The organism is Curvibacter sp. GW821-FHT01G03, from assembly GCF_059422285.1.
In genome coordinates this window covers 195,907-213,227 of the sequence record NZ_JBWKWP010000004.1, presented here as the reverse complement: position 1 = coordinate 213,227, position 17,321 = coordinate 195,907, and the positions used below count along the sequence as shown (strand labels likewise).

The following is a 17,321-nucleotide window of genomic DNA, read 5'->3' as shown; positions in this document are numbered from 1 at the left end:
AACGCATGGAGGAACTCCCTCGCTTCAAAAAGGGTTATTTTGAGCCAGAGGCCTGAAGCCAATGTGAAGAGGCTGGTGCCAAGGGGCTGGCCGGGGCACATAGAATCTCACCCCATGTCCTATCTTGTGCTCGCCCGAAAGTACCGCCCCCGCAATTTCACGGAAATGGTGGGGCAAGAGCACGTGGTGCAAGCCCTGGGCAACGCCTTGCAGACCCAGCGCCTGCACCATGCCTACTTGTTCACGGGAACCCGTGGGGTGGGCAAGACCACGGTGTCGCGCATCCTGGCCAAGTCGCTCAACTGTGTGGGCCCCGATGGGCAGGGGGGCATCACCAACACGCCTTGCGGGGTGTGTCAGGCTTGCACCGACATCGACAGCGGTCGCTTTGTGGATTACACCGAGCTTGATGCGGCCTCCAACCGGGGGGTGGATGAGGTTCAGTCCCTGCTGGAGCAGGCGGTCTACAAACCTGTGCAGGGGCGCTTCAAGGTCTTCATGATCGACGAGGTGCACATGCTGACCAACACCGCGTTCAACGCGATGTTGAAGACGCTTGAAGAGCCGCCCGAGTACCTCAAGTTCGTGCTGGCCACCACCGATCCACAGAAGGTGCCGGTCACGGTGCTTTCGCGTTGCCTGCAGTTCAATCTGCGGCCCATGGCGCCCGAGACGGTGCTGGAGCACCTCACCCGGGTGTTGGCCCTGGAGTCGGTGCCTGCCGAAGAAGGCGCCTTGCGATTGCTGGCCAGGGCCGCCCGGGGCTCGATGCGTGACGCGCTGTCCTTGACGGACCAGGCCATCGCCTTTGGCAGTGGCGAATTGCTGGAAACCGGCGTGCGGCAGATGCTGGGCAGTGTGGACCGCAGCCATGTGTTTCGCGTGATCGCAGCCCTGGCGGCCAGCGATGGCCGCAGCGTGGTCGAGACCACCGATGCCCTGCGCCTCAATGGCTTGTCGGCAGCCTCCACGCTGGAAGAGATGAGCGCTGTGCTGCAACGCATGGCGGTGTTTCAGGCAGTGCCGCAGATGGCTGCCGCCTTGGACCCGACCGACCCTGAGGCGGGCGAGATCGCGCGTCTGGCCGAGCTGCTGCCCCCTGACGAGACCCAGTTGCTTTACAGCATGTGTCTGCATGGCCGCGCCGAGCTGGGGCTGGCCCCCGATGAATACGCGGCCTTGACCATGGTGTTGCTGCGTTTGCTCGCCTTCAAGTCGGGCCACCCGCGCAGCGAAACCAGCTTGGCTGAAAAAAAAACTCTGAAACCGGCGTCAGCAGCCCCTGAGCCTGCTGCAGCGGCGGTTCAGACGCCCGCAGTGGTGGCTTCCAAGCCTGCTTCTTCACCCGATTCCGCGCCTTTCGCTGCGCCTGTTTCGGCACCACCGGCTGCCGCTGCTGTGGCTCCGCGGGTGGTCGCGCCAGCCCCCGTGCAGGCCAGCACGCCAGCCCCATCGTCCGAGCCTGTCGTTCGCACCGCCGCGGCTGAGGCACCGTCTTTGCCCAGGCCGGCCCCGGTGAGCATGACGCCGGTCTCTGTGAGGTCCGTAACCCCTGGCGCCCCGATTGGCCCGACTGGCCCAGCAGCCCCAGTGGCCCCAGTGGCCCCGTCGCCACCGCCCGCGCAAGCCGCAGCGCCGGCGCCGAGCCCCGAGCCCACGGCTCAGGACGGCCGTTGGAGCGAGTCGTCCGACGACGGCGATGCCGGCGGGCCGCCGCCGTGGGCCGATGAGTGGCCCGACGATGGCTCGGTGGCCGTGACCCCGGTGCCGACCCGCGGCGTGTCCTTGCCCGTCCGTGAACCCGGCGATTCGCCGTCCGGCGCAGGGGCCGGTTTACCGCCTCCCGAGCTGATGGCCGTGCCGGTGCGCGTGCAACCCGAGCCGGGTGAGCGCACGCAGGCCCGTTACGACGTGCATGCAGCTTCCAGGGTGGCCCCCACCTTCACCCCGACCGAAGACGGCGAGTTCTGGCACGCCACGGTGCAGCAGCTGGCGGCGGCCGAGGCCATCACCGCCCTGGTGCGTGAGCTGGCGCTGCAGTCCCAACTGGTGGCACGGGATGGCCAGCACTGGATGTTGCGGGTCGAGCGCGAGTCGCTCAACCAGCCCAACAGCCGTGAGCGCCTGCGCCAGGCCTTGCAACAAGCCGGCCTGGCCAGTCAGATCACGGTCGAGCTGGGGGTGGTGATCGACAGCCCGGCGCGGCGCAATGCGGCGGCGGCGGCGGCGCGGCATAAGCTGGCCGAGGAGATCATCCTGGGTGATCCTTTTGTGCAATCGGTCATGCGCGACTTTGGCGCGAAAATCGTGCCCGGCAGCATCAAGTCGGCCTGATGGGGCCGACAGTTGCTGAGGCCTTGAATTTTTCTGTTCTTTTCTTCAATCACTTCTCCTAGAAAGACTTCCGATCATGTTCAACAAGGGACAACTCGCCGGCCTCATGAAGCAGGCCCAGGCCATGCAGGACAACCTCAAGAAGGCCCAGGAAGAACTCGCCCACATCGAAGTCGAAGGTGAGTCGGGCGCGGGCCTGGTGAAGGTGCTGATGACCTGCAAGCACGACGTCAAGCGCGTCACCATCGACCCCAGCCTGCTGGCCGATGACAAGGACATGCTTGAAGACCTGGTGGCGGCGGCTTTCAATGCGGCCGTGCGCAAGGCCGAGGAAACCTCGGAGCAGAAGATGTCCAAGCTCACGGCCGGCATGCCTGGCCTGCCAGGCGGCATGAAGTTCCCGTTCTGAGATCCACCGCCTTGTCTTTGCTGGGCCGCATTGCGGCACTGAGGCCATGAGTTCGGACACGCACTCGCTGGACGCGCTGGTGCAGGCGTTGCGACGCTTGCCCGGGGTGGGCGTCAAGTCGGCCTCACGCATGGCCTATCACCTGTTGCAAAACGACCGTGAGGGCGCTCAGATGCTGGCCCATGCCCTGCTTGAGGCCAGTGCCAGCATGCGCCATTGCGAGCGCTGTCACACCTTCACCCAGCAGCCGGTGTGTGCCACTTGCCTCGATCCGGCACGCGATGCCACACGCCTGTGCGTGGTCGAGTCGCCAGCAGACCAGGCTGCGCTGGAGCGCACCGGGGCCTACAAGGGCCTGTACTTTGTGCTGCTGGGCCGCATCAGCCCGCTGGATGGCATCGGGCCCCATGAGATCGGGATCGATCTGTTGTTTCAGCGGGCCTGTGATGGCGTGGTGCAAGAGGTGATCCTGGCCACCAATTTCACTGCGGAAGGTGAGGCCACCGCCCATGTGGTGGGCGAGGGCCTGCGCACCCGCGGACTGCGGGTGACACGCCTGGCCCGCGGGGTGCCGGTGGGCAGCGAGTTGGAATACGTGGACCTGGGCACCATTGCCCACGCGCTGGCGGATCGTCGTTGAGGGTCCCCGGAGTCGCCAGTGCGTCCTTTCTGCCTTCGGCACCTGTCGACCCGTGATGTAATGAGGGGCTAGGCTCTACCGAGCCACGCCATGCCTGGGCCATGGCAGGCCCTTGCGCCCACGGGACAGCCCCGCGAGATCAGATTTCTGTCATGAACACTCTTCATTTCGTCCGTTTCACGGTCGCCTACTGGTGCCTGCTGGCGGCCGCGCTGCTTCCCTATGTGTGTGCCGGCATTGCCAAGTCGGGCTTGCTGGGCAAGCCTCGCAACCAGGGCGGTTACGACAACGACCACCCTCGTCAATGGATGGCCCGGCAGACCGACTGGCGGGCGCGGGCCAATGCAGCCCAGGCCAACAGCTTCGAGGGCCTGCCGTTTTTCATGGCGGCGGTCATCATTGCGCACCAGCTTGGCGCGGCACAGACCTTGCTCGACATCCTGGCCTTTCTGTACGTGCTGACCCGCGTCCTCTACATCACGATGTATGTCGGTGGTCTTTCCAGTGCCCGCAGCGCCGCCTGGGCTGTGGGGATGTTGTTGAACCTGGTGATTCTTTTCATCGGTTACCACTGAATGCCCGGGCAGAACAGCGCACTTGCTACGGTCTTGAAATGGCCGTGACACAGGCAGATGGCACACTGTGGTCCCAACCCGCACGGCGTGAATCCGATGCGGGTATTTTTTTCATTCCGTCGTATGTTGAAGCGTTACCAGCCCCGTGAGGAGATTTCAGGATGAGGCCGCCCCTGGGGCTGAACCGCCGTGTGTTCGGCGGCGTTCTGACGCTGGCGGCCACGGCTTTGGCCACCCCGCTGTTGCGGGCCCAGGCCGCGCCGGAGCGCAGCACGGTGTCGATTGCGGTGGGTGGCAAGGCCACGTTCTATTACCTGCCGCTGACCATCGCTGAGCAACTGGGGTATTTCAAGGCCGAAGGCCTGGACGTACAGATTCTTGATTTCCAGGGCGGTGCCCGGGCCCTGCAGGCCTTTGTCGATGGCGGAGCCGACATTTGCTCAGGCGCCTTCGAGCACACGTTGCGCCTGCAAAGCCGTGGCCTGCCCGTCAAGGCCTTTGTGCTGCAGGGGCGGGCCCCACAGGTGGTGGTGGGGGTGTCGCACCGCACCTTGCCGCGCTACAAGGGCCTGGCGGATCTGCGCGGGCGTCGCATCGGGGTGTCCACCCCTGGCTCGTCCACCGACACGGTCTGCCGCCTGCTGTTGGCCCGTGCCGGCCTGCCCATGGCCGACATCAACACGGTGGCGGTGGGGGTGGGCAGCAGCGCGCTCGCCGCCTTGCGCTCGGGCAGCATTGACGCGCTGAGCAGCGTGGACCCCGTGATGACGATGCTGACCCAGAAGAACGAGGTGCAGGTGGTGGCCGACACCCGCACCCTGCGTGGCAGCGCCGAGGTGTTTGGTGGCCCCATGCCGGCCGGGTGCCTGTTTGCCCCTGTGGCCTTCATCCAGAAGAACCCGCGCACGGTGCAAGCCATGACCTATGCGATGGTCCGGGCGTTGAAGTGGTTGCAGACGGCCGGCCCGTCCGACCTGTTGCAAGCGGTGCCCGAGAGCTACCTGCTGGGCGACCGGGCGCTGTATCTCGCGGCTTTTGGCAAGATGCGTGAGGCCATCTCACCCGATGGGCTGGTGCCGGACGACGGCCCTCGCACCGCGTTGCGAGCCCTGGCGGCGGTGGATCCCTCGATCCGCCCTGAACGCACGGAACTCACACGCCTCTACACCAACGAATTTGCCCGGCGGGCCAAAGACCTGCTCAAGGCCTGAAGGCGGTCGCCAAGGCATTCAAGCAACAGGCTGGCTGGCGCCGTTGGCGCCGTGCTGAAGGCTGCAAGTGGCTCAGCGCTTGTGGCGGGATGAGGCTGCTGCTGGCGTGCCCCGGCTGGGTGCCGCCGCACTGCGTGCTGGCTGGCGTGTGGGCCGGCTGCTGGTGTTGGACACCGCGGCGCGCGAGGGCGGGCTCTTCGCATGGCTGGCCGAGCCACTGTGGCTGGCGAAGCTCGTGGTTCGTGGCTGGTAGGGCAGGTACACGATCACCGACTGGCCCACCTTGAAGGCCGCCGAGGTCTTGGTGTCGTTCCAATCGGCCACTTGCCCGACAGTGAGCTTGTAGCGCTGGGCGATGCTGAGCACGGTGTCTTTGCGGCCGGCCTTGACGACCGTGCGGCGGGTGGTGATTTCGGGCGCCAGTGCCAGTTGGCCGGCATCGGCAACGAGGCTGCCCACGTCGTTGTCGAGTGCGCCCAGCCGCGGCACGATCAGCGCTGAACCCGCCTTGATCAACATGCGGGGCGGGATGTTGTTCACGTTGCGCAGGTCGTACTCGCTCATGCCCACGCGTTGGGCGGCCGAAGCCACCGACATGGTGCTGGGGGCCGTCCAGGCTGTCCAGGTGGCCAGGCGCTCGTGGTAGGTCTCAAGGTTGCGCTTGAAGATGGTGGCGTTGTCCCAGGGCAGCAGAATCTGCGGCGTGCCAGCCGCGAGAATCACAGGGCGGTGCACCGAAGGGTTGAGCGCCTTGAAGTCGTCCAGCGGCACCTCGGCCAGCTTGGCGGCCAGGGCGACGTCGATATCGCCCGGGATGTCCACCGTTTCGAAATAAGGGTGGTTGGGGATCAGGGCCAGTTCGGCGCGGAACAGCTCCGGGTTGGCCACGATGTTTTTCACGGCCTGCAGCTTGGGCACGTAATAACGGGTTTCGTTGGGCATGCTCAGGTCGACGTAGCGGGTGCCCAGGCCTTGCTTCTGGTTGCGCGCGATGGCCCGTGCCACGCTGCCTTCGCCCCAGTTGTAGGCAGCCAGGGCGAGGTGCCAGTCGCCAAACATGTTGTAGAGCTTTTGCAGGTAATCGAGCGCAGCCCGGGTGGAGGCCAGCACGTCGCGCCGGTCATCGCGAAAAACGTTTTGCTTGAGGTCGAAGGTGGTTCCGGTGGCGGGCATGAACTGCCACATGCCGGCAGCCTTCGCCGATGAGACTGCCTGCGGGTTGAAGGCACTTTCGATGTAGGGCAGCAGGGCCAGTTCGGTGGGCATGCCACGGCGCTCAAGTTCTTCGACGATGTGGAAGAGGTACTTGCGCGAACGCTCGGTCATGCGGTTGAGGTAATCGGGCCGTGCGGTATACCACTGCTCCCGGTCGTGCACGAGGTCGGTCTCGAGGTCGGGCATGGCAAAGCCGGCCCGGATGCGCTCCCAGATGTCGGATGGTGCCGCCAGCTGGGCTACGGGGCGCGAGTACGCTTCGGCCGCAGCAATCGGTTGCAAGGGGTTGGCTCCCCCCAGCGTCATGGTCATGGGGGAGCGGGGCGCGGACGGTCGGGTGGCAGCGCTGGTCGTGCTGGAGGCGGTTGCCTCCGGGCTGGCCGGGTTGGGGTTGGGTGCGCTGGCACAGCCGGTCAGCCACAACAGGGCGGCCAGGCAGGCCGCGGTGAGCAATTTCATTTGAATTCGTTTTTCCATTCGCGCAGTTGCGCGAACACGGCGGCGTCGTCGGCGCCGGAGGTGTCTGGGGCCTGAGCTTGCACGGCCTCGATCACCGAGGGCAGGCGCGAGCGCAGGAAGGGGTTGATGGATTGCTCCAGAGCGATGGTGGACGGCAGGGTGGGTTCGTGCCGAGCACGCCGTGCGATGCATTGGGCCTGGTGATCGACCAGGGCCTGGTTGTGGGGTTCGACGGCCAGCGCAAAACGCAGGTTCGACAGGGTGTACTCGTGGGCGCAGCACACCCGGGTGTCGCCTGGCAAGGCGCTCAGACGGTCCAGCGACGCCAGCATCTGGGCCGGGGTGCCTTCAAACAGGCGACCGCAGCCGCCCGAGAACAGGGTGTCGCCACAAAAGAGCAGGGGGCCTGACGGTTCGCTGCCAGGGCGCTCCAGGTAGTAGGCAATGTGCCCCGCCGTGTGGCCGGGTACGCCAATCACCTGAAAATCATAGCCGGCGGCCTCCAGGCGGTCACCCGCGTTCAGCCGGGTGACGGGCTCGGGTAATTTTTCGCCTGCTGGGCCCAGCACGCGGGCGCCGGTCTGGGCCTGCAAGGCGGCCACACCGCCGGTGTGATCGGCATGGTGGTGGGTCAGCAAAATGGCCTCCAGCTGGAGGCCGGGGTGACCAGCCAGGGCGTCCAACACGGGCTGGGCATCGCCCGGATCGACCACCAGTGCCCGCCGACCGTCGTGCAGCAGCCAGATGTAGTTGTCCGCAAAAGCCGGCAGGGGAATGAGATGTGTGGTCATGGACGGGCGGATTATAGAAAGTTGAGGGGCTGGCAGGGGGATGGCAGGCGCTATGCTCTGGGGCTTGTCCCCGGTGCGTCTGTTCCGGGTTTCACGGCACCGACCCGCGTGCCCAAGCCGCCGAGTTTCGCATTTTCAGCCCGCTCATGCAGTCGCTTCACGAATGGTTTCAGACCCCGCCCGGGCGCTACCTGATGGCCTGGGAGCAGGCGCGCATCGATGCGGCGGTGGCTGATATTTTTGGCTACCACAGCTTGCAGCTGGGTCTGCCCGAGCTGGACGCCCTGCGGCGCAACCGCATGCCGCACCAGTGGCTGGCCGTTGACAGCGCCGCGGTACAAGCCGCCCCGGGTGGCCTGCGCGCAGCCCTGGTGACAGATTTTGCAGCGCTGCCTTTTCCGGAGGCCAGTCTTGATCTGGTGGTATTGCCCCACACACTGGAGGTGTCGCACGACCCGCACACCACTTTGCGCGAGGTGGCCCGGGTGCTGGTACCGGAGGGGCGGGTCGTGATCTGCTGCTTCAACCCGACCAGCCTGTGGGGGGCGCGGCAACGGCGCGAGCACCTGTATCAACGCTTTGGCTGCGGGCAGTTGTACCTGCCAGGCGCGGGGGATTTTCTGGGCTACCTTCGGCTGCGGGATTGGCTGCGGCTGTTGAGTTTTGAGGTCGAAGAGGCCGACTTCGGCTGTTACCGGCCTGCGGTCGACAGCGACCAGTGGCTGTGTCGGTTTGAATGGATGGACCGAGCCGGCCCGCGCTGGTGGCCGATTTTCGGCGCGGCCTATTGCTTGGTGGCCGTCAAGCGCGTACGGGGCATGCGCCTGCTGGGGCCAGCCTGGAAGACCTCACGTCGCCCGGCGGGCGTGTCAGTGCCCGCCGTGAACCGCCAGCATCACCAACCCACCCAGGCGGCTGGCCAGCCGTCGGTGTCTCGTTTTGAATCAGAAGGATTTTGAGTTTTGAACCATGTTGTGATCTATACCGATGGCGCCTGCAAGGGCAACCCTGGCCCCGGTGGCTGGGGCGTGTTGCTGAAATCGGGCAGCTTCGAAAAAGAATTATTCGGTGGTGAATTGGGCACCACCAACAACCGCATGGAGATGATGGCTGTGATCGAGGCGCTGACGGCGCTCAAGCGGCCCTGCCAGGTCACCTTGTTCCTGGACAGCGAATATGTGCGCAAGGGCATCACCGAATGGATCCACGGCTGGAAAGCCAAGGGCTGGAAGACCGCTGCCAAGCAGCCTGTGAAGAACGCAGAGTTGTGGCAGCGTCTGGACGCGCTGGTGTCCACCGGTGGGCACCAGATCGAGTGGCGTTGGGTGAAAGGGCATGCCGGCGATCCGGGCAATGAGCGCGCCGACGCACTGGCCAACATGGGGGTCGAAAAGGCCCTGGGCCGGCGCTGAGTGCCCTGCATGCCGGGTGACAGTGGTTTGACGGCGTCGTCTGGCAGCAACGCCCCCGGAGGTGTATGGCCAGCGGCCCATGAGGCGCCGTATCCTGTGGCCCACGGGCCTGGCCCGATGCTTTGGGGGTGAGGGAGATGGATGTCGATCCGCAGGCGCCGGCGGTTGAGGCCGCGCGCCATTCATTGCAGACGCTGCTGACGGCGGGCAACAGCCCGGGCGTGCAGTACCTGTTCATGCAGGGGCCCCAGGCCTTGTTGTCCTTTCAGGCGGGCCTGGCCGATCCCGGCACGGGCGAGGTCTTGCAGGCGAGCCACCGCTTCAACTTGCATTCGGCCACCCAGCTGTGGACAGCCGCTGCGGTGTTGCGTGGCGTGCAGACCGGGCTGCTGGCTCTGGACGAACCCTTGCAAGCCTACCTGCCCGAGCACGTTGAGTTGGGCGGCGCGACCGTTCGCCAGGCCTTGTTGCACACGGCGGGGTTTGCCAACCCCAATCCCCTGGCCTGGATTCACCTGGGCCGCGACAGTTTTGATCCGCCCAAGGTGGCCGAAGCCTTGCTGTTGGAGCACGGGCGACCGGTGCGTTCGCCGGGCGGTGCGTACCGTTACTCGCCGATCGGCCATCTGTGGTTGGGGCAGGTGCTTCGCGCGGTCAGCCGGCAGACCTTGCCGGGCTATCTGCAGGCGCAGGGCTTGCTGGGCGGCGAGGCCTTGGCGAGCGGCCATCTGAGCTTTGATCGCCCCGATCCTGCCCACCACGCCCGGGGCACCTTGCCTCGCTGGGGGTGGTTGAACCCCGTGTTGGCCTGGATGCTCGACCGGGACCGTTTTGTGGCAGGGGTGAGCAGCGCCTGGGTGCGATTGGAGCACCATCAGGCCGATGCCCAAGCCTGCAGCGGTTTGATCGGCAATGCCGCTGGTGTGGCGGCCAGCTTGCAAGGTCTGCTGGGGCGTCAAGCGCTGGCCAGCAGCGGCTGCCCCTCAGGTTTGTTTGATTCGGTGCCCATGGTGGGGCCGGCGCGAAGCCTGGGCGGTTTCACTGGCTGGCTGGAAGGGCAGCACTGGTGTGGGCACGCAGGCGGGGGTGTGGGGCATTACGGCGAGTGGCGCGTGTACCCGCGTTTGCAGGCGGTGAGCGTGCTGCTGCTCAACCGCGCGGGTTTGCGTGATGAGGGATTGCTGGGGCGTGTTGACAAGCCGCTGGTGGCCGCCCTGGCCCGTCAGACGCCTCAGGCTTGACCGGGCGGCTGGCTGGTTCAGCCCAGGCGGGCCAGCTCTGCCGGGGTGTTGACGTTGGTGAAGTCGCGCGGCTGATCTTGCGGCCGATCAAACACGGCCTCGCCTGGGGTGTGTCGCCCCAGCCAGGCACCCACCTTGCGCCCGCCTTCATGCAACCACTGGGCCAGATCGCCTTCCAGACTGCGATGCAGCAGACAGAACACCGGCTGACGCCAGGGGCCAGGGCGGCCCTGGGATGTCGCTGGCGGTGTGCCGGCAGCGCCTTCATCAGGGGTAAAGGCCCGCACCGTGGCCAAGGCTTTGGGCGGTGAGCCCAGGGCCTGCACCAGCCGATCAGCGAGATCGTGCGGAAAATTGGGCACATCGCAGGGTACTGTCAGCAGCCAATCGGTCTGGCAATGGCGCAGACCGCAGAGCATGCCAGCCAGCGGGCCTTGCGGCTCATCGGCTGGTGCATCGGCCCAGACAGGAACACCCAGGGCCTGGTATTGCGCCAACTGGCGGTTGGCGTTCAGGGCCAACGGGCCCACCTGGGGGCGCAGGCGCTGCAGGGCATGCCAGGCCAGGGCCTGGCCTTGCAGTGACACCAGGCCTTTTTCTTGGCCCATGCGCTGGCCCAGACCCCCGGCCAGGACCAGGCCAGTGATTTGCTCTGGCCCGATCGGGGCCTGAATGTCGCTTGAATGGAAAGCCATGACAGGGCGGCGTCAACCGCCGATGTAACTCATCTCGACGCGGCGACTGACGTTGGCCGGTGCCGAGGCTTCGGCAGGCAGACTGGTGCGCAGTTCAGAGTAGCGATCACTGCGGCCTTGCCAGATGTGGCCAATGGCTGAGGCCAGCTCGGCATCACTGGCACCGTTGCGCAGCAGGCCCCGCAGATCGTGACCCTGGGTGGCAAACAGGCACAGGTAGATTTGGCCTTCGGTGGACAGGCGGGCTCGGTTGCAGTCGTGGCAAAAGGCCTGGGTGACGCTGCTGATCACGCCGACCTCGCCCAGGGCGGGATCCCACTCGCCCGCCGGGTTGGCATGGCCCCAGCGTTGGGCGGTTTCGCCTGGGGCAGCTGCTTCGAGCGGCACCAGAGGGAACTCGGTCTTCAGCAGGTCGATCACCTGGGCCGAGGGCAGCACTTCGTCCATGCACCAGCCGTTGGTTGCACCCACGTCCATGTACTCAATGAAGCGCAGGGTCACGCCTCGGCCACGGAAGTAGCGCGCCATGGGCAGGATCTCGTGCTCGTTGGTGCCACGTTTGACCACCATGTTCACTTTCAATCCGCCTTGCACACCCAGGCCGGCATCACGGGCGGCTTCAATGCCCGCCAGCACATCGGCCACCGGGAAATCCACATCGTTCATGCGGCGGAACACCGCGTCGTCCAGGCCATCGAGGCTGACGGTGACACGCTGCAGGCCGGCCTGGTGCAGCGCCTGGGCCTTGCGCGCCAGAAGCGAGCCATTGGTGGTCAGGGTGAGGTCGGGGGGCAGCCCATCGGGGGTGCGCAGCGCGGCGAGCATCTCGATCAGGTGTTCGAGGTTCTTGCGCAGCAGGGGCTCACCGCCGGTCAGCCGGATCTTGCGCACGCCGTGGGCCAGGAATTGCTCGGCCACGCGCGTGATCTCCTCGAAGCTCAGCAGGGAGGCATGGGGCAGGTAGGGGTAGTTTTTGTCGAACACTTCCTTGGGCATGCAGTAGCTGCAACGGAAGTTGCACCGATCGGTCACGCTGATGCGCAAATCCCGCAAGGGGCGGTGCAGGCGATCATGAAGCTGACCCTGCGCCGGGATCAGCGGCTGGGTTTCGGCGCCCCGCGGTCCTGGCTGGCGCCAGTCGGCCACAGGGATGATGCGAGGGACGGACGGGGAGGGGGATCGTTCTGTCATGCGGGCAGGGGGAGCGGTCGGGTGCTCTTTGATCAAGCACCCCGGTCATGCGCGCAACGGTACACCAGAAGCAGAGCCCCGACGGGCCTCATGGGGGAAATCCATGAGGCCGGTTGGGCCGGCTGGCAGATCAGACGCAGCGGGCGCCGTCCACTTCGATACAGACGCCGGAGATGAATGCAGCGTCGTCCGAGGCCAGGTACAGGGCGGCGTTGGCGACGTCGAGTGCCGTCGAGAACCGGCCCAGCGGGATGGTGGCCAGAAATTTGGCGCGCCGGGCGTCATCGACCGGGCCACCGGCGAATTCGGCGGCCAGCCCGGTATCGGGGTTGAACACGGGGTTGATGCAGTTCACCCGGATGTTGTCCGGCCCCAACTCCGCGGCGAGCGACTTGCTGATGGTGATGACGGCACCCTTGGAGCCGTTGTACCAGGTCAGCCCTGGGCGGGGACGCACACCCGCGGTCGAGGCGATGTTGATGAAGCTGCCACCCCCATGGGCGCGGAACACAGGCGTGGCGTGCAAGGTGGCCAGGTAGATGCTCTTCACGTTGATGGAGAAGCAGCGGTCGAATTCTTCCTCAGTCACTTCCAGGGCGGGGCGATTGCGGTGGGTCCAGCCGGCGTTGTTCACCATGGCGTCCAGCTTGCCGTAGAGGCGAACTGCTTCGTCCACCAGGGCCTTGACCTCGTCCGAGCGTGTGACGTCCGCCTTGAAGAATGCGGCGGTGCCGCCTGCAGCGGTGATTTCGGCCACCACCCGTTGGCCGCCGGCCTCGTTGATGTCGTTGACCAGCACTCGGGCGCCTTCAGCGGCCAGGCGCTTGGCAATGCCTTCACCGATGCCGTTGCCGGCGCCTGTCACGATGATCGATTTTTGATTCACACGCATGAAAAGTCTCCAGAGGGGGCTGCTGCGGCGGGATCGGCCGGATGGGCCGGTCTACCGCCGCTGGGCGAAGAAAACCTGAGATGAAATGAACTGAGGGGGCCTTAACCGTGGCGAATGGCGACGGTCTTCAGGGTGGTGAAGCCATAGAGGGCCTCGAAGCCTTTTTCACGGCCGTAACCCGAGGACTTGACCCCGCCGAAGGGCAGCTCGACACCTCCGCCGGCACCATAGTTGTTGATGAACACCTGGCCACAGCGCAGGCGCTTGGCCATGCGGAACTGGCGCCCGCCATCGCGTGTCCAGACCCCGGCCACCAGCCCGAAGTGGGTGGCGTTGGCCAGTTCCACGGCATGGTCTTCATCGCGAAAGCGCATGGCGGCCAGCACGGGGCCGAAGACCTCTTCCTGGGCCAGGCGGTGATCCACCGGCACATCACGCAACAGGGTGGGGGCCTGGTAGTAGCCGGTTTCAGGTGCTTCTTCAACCACCCGGCCCTGGGCCACCATCGAGATGCCGGCCACCTGGGCATCGGACAGAAAATCCCAGACCCGCTGCTGCTGGGTCTGGCGAATCAAGGGACCGACATCCAGATCCAGGTGGGCCGGACCCACGCGCAGGGCCTCAAAGGCGTGGCCCAGGCGTTCCAGCAGGGGCTCGTAGATGCTGTCCTGGATCAGCACGCGCGAGCCCGCCGAGCAGGTCTGACCCGCGTTCTGAATGATCGCATTGATGATCACCGGCACGGCGGCGTCCAGGTCGGCATCTTCAAAAATGATCTGAGGGCTCTTGCCGCCCAGTTCCAGGGTGACCGGGCAATGGCGCTCGGCGGCCACCTGCTGGATCAGCGTGCCCACCTTGGGACTGCCTGTGAAGCTGATGTGGTCGATACCCGGGTGGCGCGCCAGGGCGTCACCCACCTCGTGGCCGTAGCCCGTGACGATGTTCAGAGCGCCGGCCGGAAACCCCACCTCGGCGGCCAATTGGGCCACCCGGATCAGCGACAGACAAGCGTCTTCGGCCGGCTTGACCACGCACACATTGCCCGCCGCCAGAGCACCGCCCACGCTGCGGCCAAAGATCTGCATCGGGTAGTTCCAGGGAATCACGTGGCCGGTCACGCCGTGTGGCTCACGCCAGGTGAGCACGCTGTAACCATCTTGGTAGGGAATGGTTTCGCCGTGAAACTTGTCGGCTGCGCCGGCGTAGAACTCGAAATAGCGCACCAGGGCCAGGGCATCGGCCCGTGCCTGCTTGGTAGGCTTGCCGCAATCGCGTTGTTCCAGGGCTGCCAGTTCATCGGCATGTTCTCCCACCTTGACCGACAGGCGCATCAGCAGGCGGCCACGTTCAGCGGCACTCAGCTTGCCCCAGACCGTGTCGTAACACTGGCGTGCGGCCCGGACGGCGTCGTCGATGTCCTGGGCGTTGCTGCGCTGAAGATGATCAAAGACCTGCCCGTCCGAGGGATCGATCACTGGCAGGGTTTTGCCCGAAGAACTGGGCACCGATGCGTTGGCGATGAAGTTGAGTTGCATCCCGGCATTTTGCGTCAATGTAGCAATTCCTACATCAGGGGCGTGACGGAGCGGGGACACCCCAGCCCTCGCGCTTGGGGGCGGCAGCCATCGCGAATGCCGGTGAGCGATGGTTGCGGGAAGACGCTGTTGCAGTGCAGCAAGGTCAATGAATCAACGACAAAAAGCGCCTATCAAGGCGCTTTTGGGAGGTGTCGTGGGGATTGGGCCATTGGGGGAAGAGGGCTCCCCTGGCCAGGGGTCAACGCTGAGGGCTGCGCTTGCGATCGCGATCGTCGTGGGGCCAGGCGTTGACAGGTTGTTTGGCGAAGCTGGAATTCATTTGAAATCTCCGTGGATGGAGCTACAACGAAAGGCCCGCAGACTTGGTTGACAGTTTTTTTGAGAAATTTTTGAGGCAGGCGAAAGTTCAGTAAAGACCGCCCGTTGCAGAGGGACAGGCTGTTAATTCAATACTGAATTGATTATGTTTTATTATTTTTTTGACGGCCGTCAGACAGAGTCAAGGCGAGTGCCTGGCGGGTAAGGGCTTCGGCCTCCTGGGCTTCGGGCGTGCGTTGGGCAATCTTGAGCAGCAAGATCAATTCGTCCAGCCCGGCGAGCGCATCGTGCACGGCCAGACGCAATTGGCGCAACTGAGCATCTGATGAGTCCATGCGTCATTCTGGTCCGCCAGGCGCCAACTTCAAGTGTCTCTTTGATAAGAAATGTAAGGCGGCCGCCGCTGCGAGACTTCGCACTGGCCTGGTGCACACGCCGCGTCGAGGCTCAAAGCCTGAACCCGTTGGCCTGGTCTTTGGATGATTGGCCTGCCCGACAGGAATCGAACCTGTGACCCACAGCTTAGAAGGCTGTTGCTCTATCCAACTGAGCTACGGGCAGTCGCATGAATGCTGCGTTTCGCGCTATGTTTGTTGTAGCGCATTCCGACGCGCATCGGAAAGAGTTCCGGCGCGCACCGGATTATGCCCTTGAAACTGGCACGATTTGCTACTTGGTCGGGCCCACGATCTTGCCTCGACGCAGGTGGTGTCGCCTCGTCGTGAACACGCTGGCGTGCCCCAAGAGGTCGGCCGCACTCTGCTCCCCCTGGCGCCTGCGTCTTGGCCTCGGCCCTCCCTTGGCGAGTGGAGAGGGTCGCCATCGGCGATGGGTTCGCTTTGCATGGAAATCAAGCTTCGCGACCAGAGAACAAGGACGGCAGGTGATTCTGGACTGAACAGGGCTCCAGAGCCCTTCCCGGCTCGATGCGACATTGGGCGAGATGAGCCCCTGCGGTACGGGAATCGCCGGTGGGTGGCGCAGCAAAAATGAAGATCGAGTTGCACGCGCCGGCCCCCAGGGGGGGCAAGCTCATGCTGCATGCAAAACGACGCAGTTGCGTTGACGATGCTTCGCTTCGTAGCAGGCGAGGTCGGCTAGATTGAGCCAATGGCTCCAAGGCTGGCCGTGTGTGTCGACCCAGACCAACCCGATGCTGGCAGTCACCGTGCAATGGCCCGCTGCACCTGTCTCGATTGTTTGTGCCGCGACTGCGCGGCGAAGGCGTTCGGCGACAGCGAGGGCGTTGTCCTTGCTGACTTCAGGCAGGACAACCGCGAATTCTTCACCACCAAGGCGAACCAGCGTGTCGCAGTCACGCAGCTCAGCTTTGAGCACGGCTGCCGAGGACGCCAGAACACGATCCCCGACGTCGTGACCATGAGCGTCATTGATCCGCTTGAAATGGTCCAAATCAAGCACCGCGAGGGCCCATCCCACATGTGCCAATTCAGGCAGACGACTTGTCAGGAAACGCCGATTGCCTACACCAGTGAGTTCGTCGGTTTCTGTGGCGTGGCGGAGCTTGGACTCAGTGCGCTCGTTCACAAGGGACATGATCCACAAGACGATGCAAAAATTGAAAATGATCTGCAGAAAAAATGCCTCTGCGATCGGCAGCTCTTCGGCCCCGTGGCTAAGCATGCCCACGGCCATCACGCCATAGACAACGCCACTGCTCAGCATGGTCAAGCTCAGCAGCCATCTGGAACGCAGCGGATCGGTATGACGGTCTCGCCAGATGATGACGGCTGACCCGATCAGGAAGAAGCTGGCATTGAAATGAAATGCCGCCGCGCGCGGTGTGTTGGTCAGCGGAAACTGGGTGATCAGGCCGATAAGGATCCATCCCACCGGAGTTGACGCCACCAGCCGTTGATAACGACGCCAGGGGCCGCCGCTCAATTCAGATGCCCCCAGCCACATCAGTGCGTATCCCCCGCAACCGATTGCCAGGGAGAGGTGAGTCCATAGCGCGTGAGGCAAGACATTGAGTTCGCCCATGGCCGCGATAACACCGCCGGCGCCCAGCAACAGAAAGCAGGATGCAAGAAAACCGAGTCCAGGGTGGCGTTGGCTGCGGCTGCGCAAATTGAATAGGCCCATGGCGCCTGCCAGTAACGACGACACCTGCAACAGCAGCACGGTTGGCAAGTCAACGGAGAGATGAAGCATTGGCAATTGGCCGGCAAAAGCTCAAGTAGTGGGCAGTTGGAGACGCGTGGCTGCGATGTCTGCACCATGTTATTGAACAGGTGTGACTTTGTGGCTGCAATAAAGGGGGGCCTTGGCCTGGTTGTCAACGCTTTGGGCCCAGGGTCCATCGTGCGGCGTCCAGTTCTACGTCGCTCTCGCCGAGGTTGGCAGCGTGATTGGAGAGCCGGGCGCCGGTCTCCATTT

The 17,321-nt window shown here is 64.7% G+C and carries 16 protein-coding genes and 1 tRNA gene; 8 read left to right on the top strand and 9 right to left on the bottom strand.

The genetic code is table 11. The annotated features are described in order from the left end of the window. Window positions 1–114: 114 nt before the first annotated feature. The 5 genes from dnaX to AC07VS_RS06995 all read left to right on the top strand — a co-directional run bounded on the left by dnaX (window position 115) and on the right by AC07VS_RS06995 (window position 5,169). The gene (gene dnaX / locus AC07VS_RS07015) at window positions 115–2,334 is read left to right on the top strand and encodes a DNA polymerase III subunit gamma/tau (RefSeq protein WP_494750568.1); all 2,220 of its coding nucleotides are present in this window, start codon (window positions 115–117) and stop codon (window positions 2,332–2,334) included. 76 nt (window positions 2,335–2,410) lie between these two features. After that, window positions 2,411–2,743 carry a YbaB/EbfC family nucleoid-associated protein gene (locus AC07VS_RS07010; protein WP_027478655.1) on the top strand — a complete coding sequence of 111 codons (333 nt, stop codon included), beginning with the start codon at window positions 2,411–2,413 and terminating at the stop codon, window positions 2,741–2,743. A gap of 46 nt (window positions 2,744–2,789) precedes the next feature. Beyond that, window positions 2,790–3,383 carry a recombination mediator RecR gene (gene recR, locus AC07VS_RS07005; protein WP_492346376.1) on the top strand — a complete coding sequence of 198 codons (594 nt, stop codon included), beginning with the start codon at window positions 2,790–2,792 and terminating at the stop codon, window positions 3,381–3,383. 152 nt (window positions 3,384–3,535) lie between these two features. Then, a complete protein-coding gene (locus AC07VS_RS07000; RefSeq protein ID WP_019573283.1) occupies window positions 3,536–3,958 on the top strand; it encodes an MAPEG family protein in 423 nt (140 codons plus the stop codon). A gap of 161 nt (window positions 3,959–4,119) precedes the next feature. Continuing rightward, window positions 4,120–5,169 (top strand): ABC transporter substrate-binding protein, encoded by a 1,050-nt coding sequence (locus tag AC07VS_RS06995; protein ID WP_494657459.1) that lies wholly within the window; start codon window positions 4,120–4,122, stop codon window positions 5,167–5,169. Between the two features lie 72 nt (window positions 5,170–5,241). Here AC07VS_RS06995 and AC07VS_RS06990 read toward each other — a convergent pair whose 3' ends face one another. Together AC07VS_RS06990 and gloB are read right to left on the bottom strand one after the other, a co-directional pair. Beyond that, complete coding sequence (locus AC07VS_RS06990) at window positions 5,242–6,843, bottom strand: transglycosylase SLT domain-containing protein (RefSeq protein ID WP_494657458.1); 1,602 nt, start codon at window positions 6,841–6,843, stop codon at window positions 5,242–5,244. Beyond that, window positions 6,840–7,634 carry a hydroxyacylglutathione hydrolase gene (gloB, locus tag AC07VS_RS06985; RefSeq protein WP_494750567.1) on the bottom strand — a complete coding sequence of 265 codons (795 nt, stop codon included), beginning with the start codon at window positions 7,632–7,634 and terminating at the stop codon, window positions 6,840–6,842. Before gloB ends, AC07VS_RS06990 begins: the two co-directional genes overlap by 4 nt. A gap of 146 nt (window positions 7,635–7,780) precedes the next feature. On the opposite strand from gloB, the gene AC07VS_RS06980 reads away from it, so the two are divergent. The 3 genes from AC07VS_RS06980 (at window position 7,781) to AC07VS_RS06970 (ending at window position 10,287) form a co-directional block, all read left to right on the top strand. Next, window positions 7,781–8,593 (top strand): class I SAM-dependent methyltransferase, encoded by an 813-nt coding sequence (locus AC07VS_RS06980; protein ID WP_494750566.1) that lies wholly within the window; start codon window positions 7,781–7,783, stop codon window positions 8,591–8,593. A gap of 3 nt (window positions 8,594–8,596) precedes the next feature. Then, window positions 8,597–9,046, top strand: a complete 450-nt coding sequence (gene rnhA, locus AC07VS_RS06975; protein WP_027478648.1) for a ribonuclease HI — start codon at window positions 8,597–8,599, stop codon at window positions 9,044–9,046. Window positions 9,047–9,183: 137 nt separating this feature from the next. After that, window positions 9,184–10,287, top strand: a complete 1,104-nt coding sequence (locus tag AC07VS_RS06970) for a serine hydrolase domain-containing protein (protein ID WP_492346382.1) — start codon at window positions 9,184–9,186, stop codon at window positions 10,285–10,287. Between the two features lie 17 nt (window positions 10,288–10,304). Here the strand turns inward: AC07VS_RS06970 and mobA are convergent, their stop codons facing one another. The 7 genes from mobA to AC07VS_RS06935 form a co-directional block, all read right to left on the bottom strand. Then, complete coding sequence (gene mobA, locus AC07VS_RS06965) at window positions 10,305–10,982, bottom strand: molybdenum cofactor guanylyltransferase MobA (RefSeq protein WP_494750565.1); 678 nt, start codon at window positions 10,980–10,982, stop codon at window positions 10,305–10,307. A 12-nt stretch (window positions 10,983–10,994) separates the two neighbouring features. Then, entirely contained in the window at window positions 10,995–12,173 is a 1,179-nt protein-coding gene (moaA, locus tag AC07VS_RS06960; protein WP_494750564.1) for a GTP 3',8-cyclase MoaA, read from the bottom strand. A 130-nt stretch (window positions 12,174–12,303) separates the two neighbouring features. Then, on the bottom strand, window positions 12,304–13,065 hold the full coding sequence (locus AC07VS_RS06955) for an SDR family oxidoreductase (protein WP_494750563.1): 762 nt from the start codon (window positions 13,063–13,065) through the stop codon (window positions 12,304–12,306). Between the two features lie 101 nt (window positions 13,066–13,166). Beyond that, the gene (locus AC07VS_RS06950) at window positions 13,167–14,600 is read right to left on the bottom strand and encodes an aldehyde dehydrogenase family protein (protein ID WP_494750562.1); all 1,434 of its coding nucleotides are present in this window, start codon (window positions 14,598–14,600) and stop codon (window positions 13,167–13,169) included. A 464-nt stretch (window positions 14,601–15,064) separates the two neighbouring features. After that, window positions 15,065–15,256, bottom strand: a complete 192-nt coding sequence (locus tag AC07VS_RS06945) for a hypothetical protein (RefSeq protein WP_494657453.1) — start codon at window positions 15,254–15,256, stop codon at window positions 15,065–15,067. A gap of 149 nt (window positions 15,257–15,405) precedes the next feature. Then, a tRNA-Arg gene (locus AC07VS_RS06940) sits at window positions 15,406–15,482 on the bottom strand. Between the two features lie 471 nt (window positions 15,483–15,953). Continuing rightward, on the bottom strand, window positions 15,954–17,096 hold the full coding sequence (locus AC07VS_RS06935) for a GGDEF domain-containing protein (RefSeq protein WP_494750561.1): 1,143 nt from the start codon (window positions 17,094–17,096) through the stop codon (window positions 15,954–15,956). Window positions 17,097–17,321 lie beyond the last annotated feature (225 nt).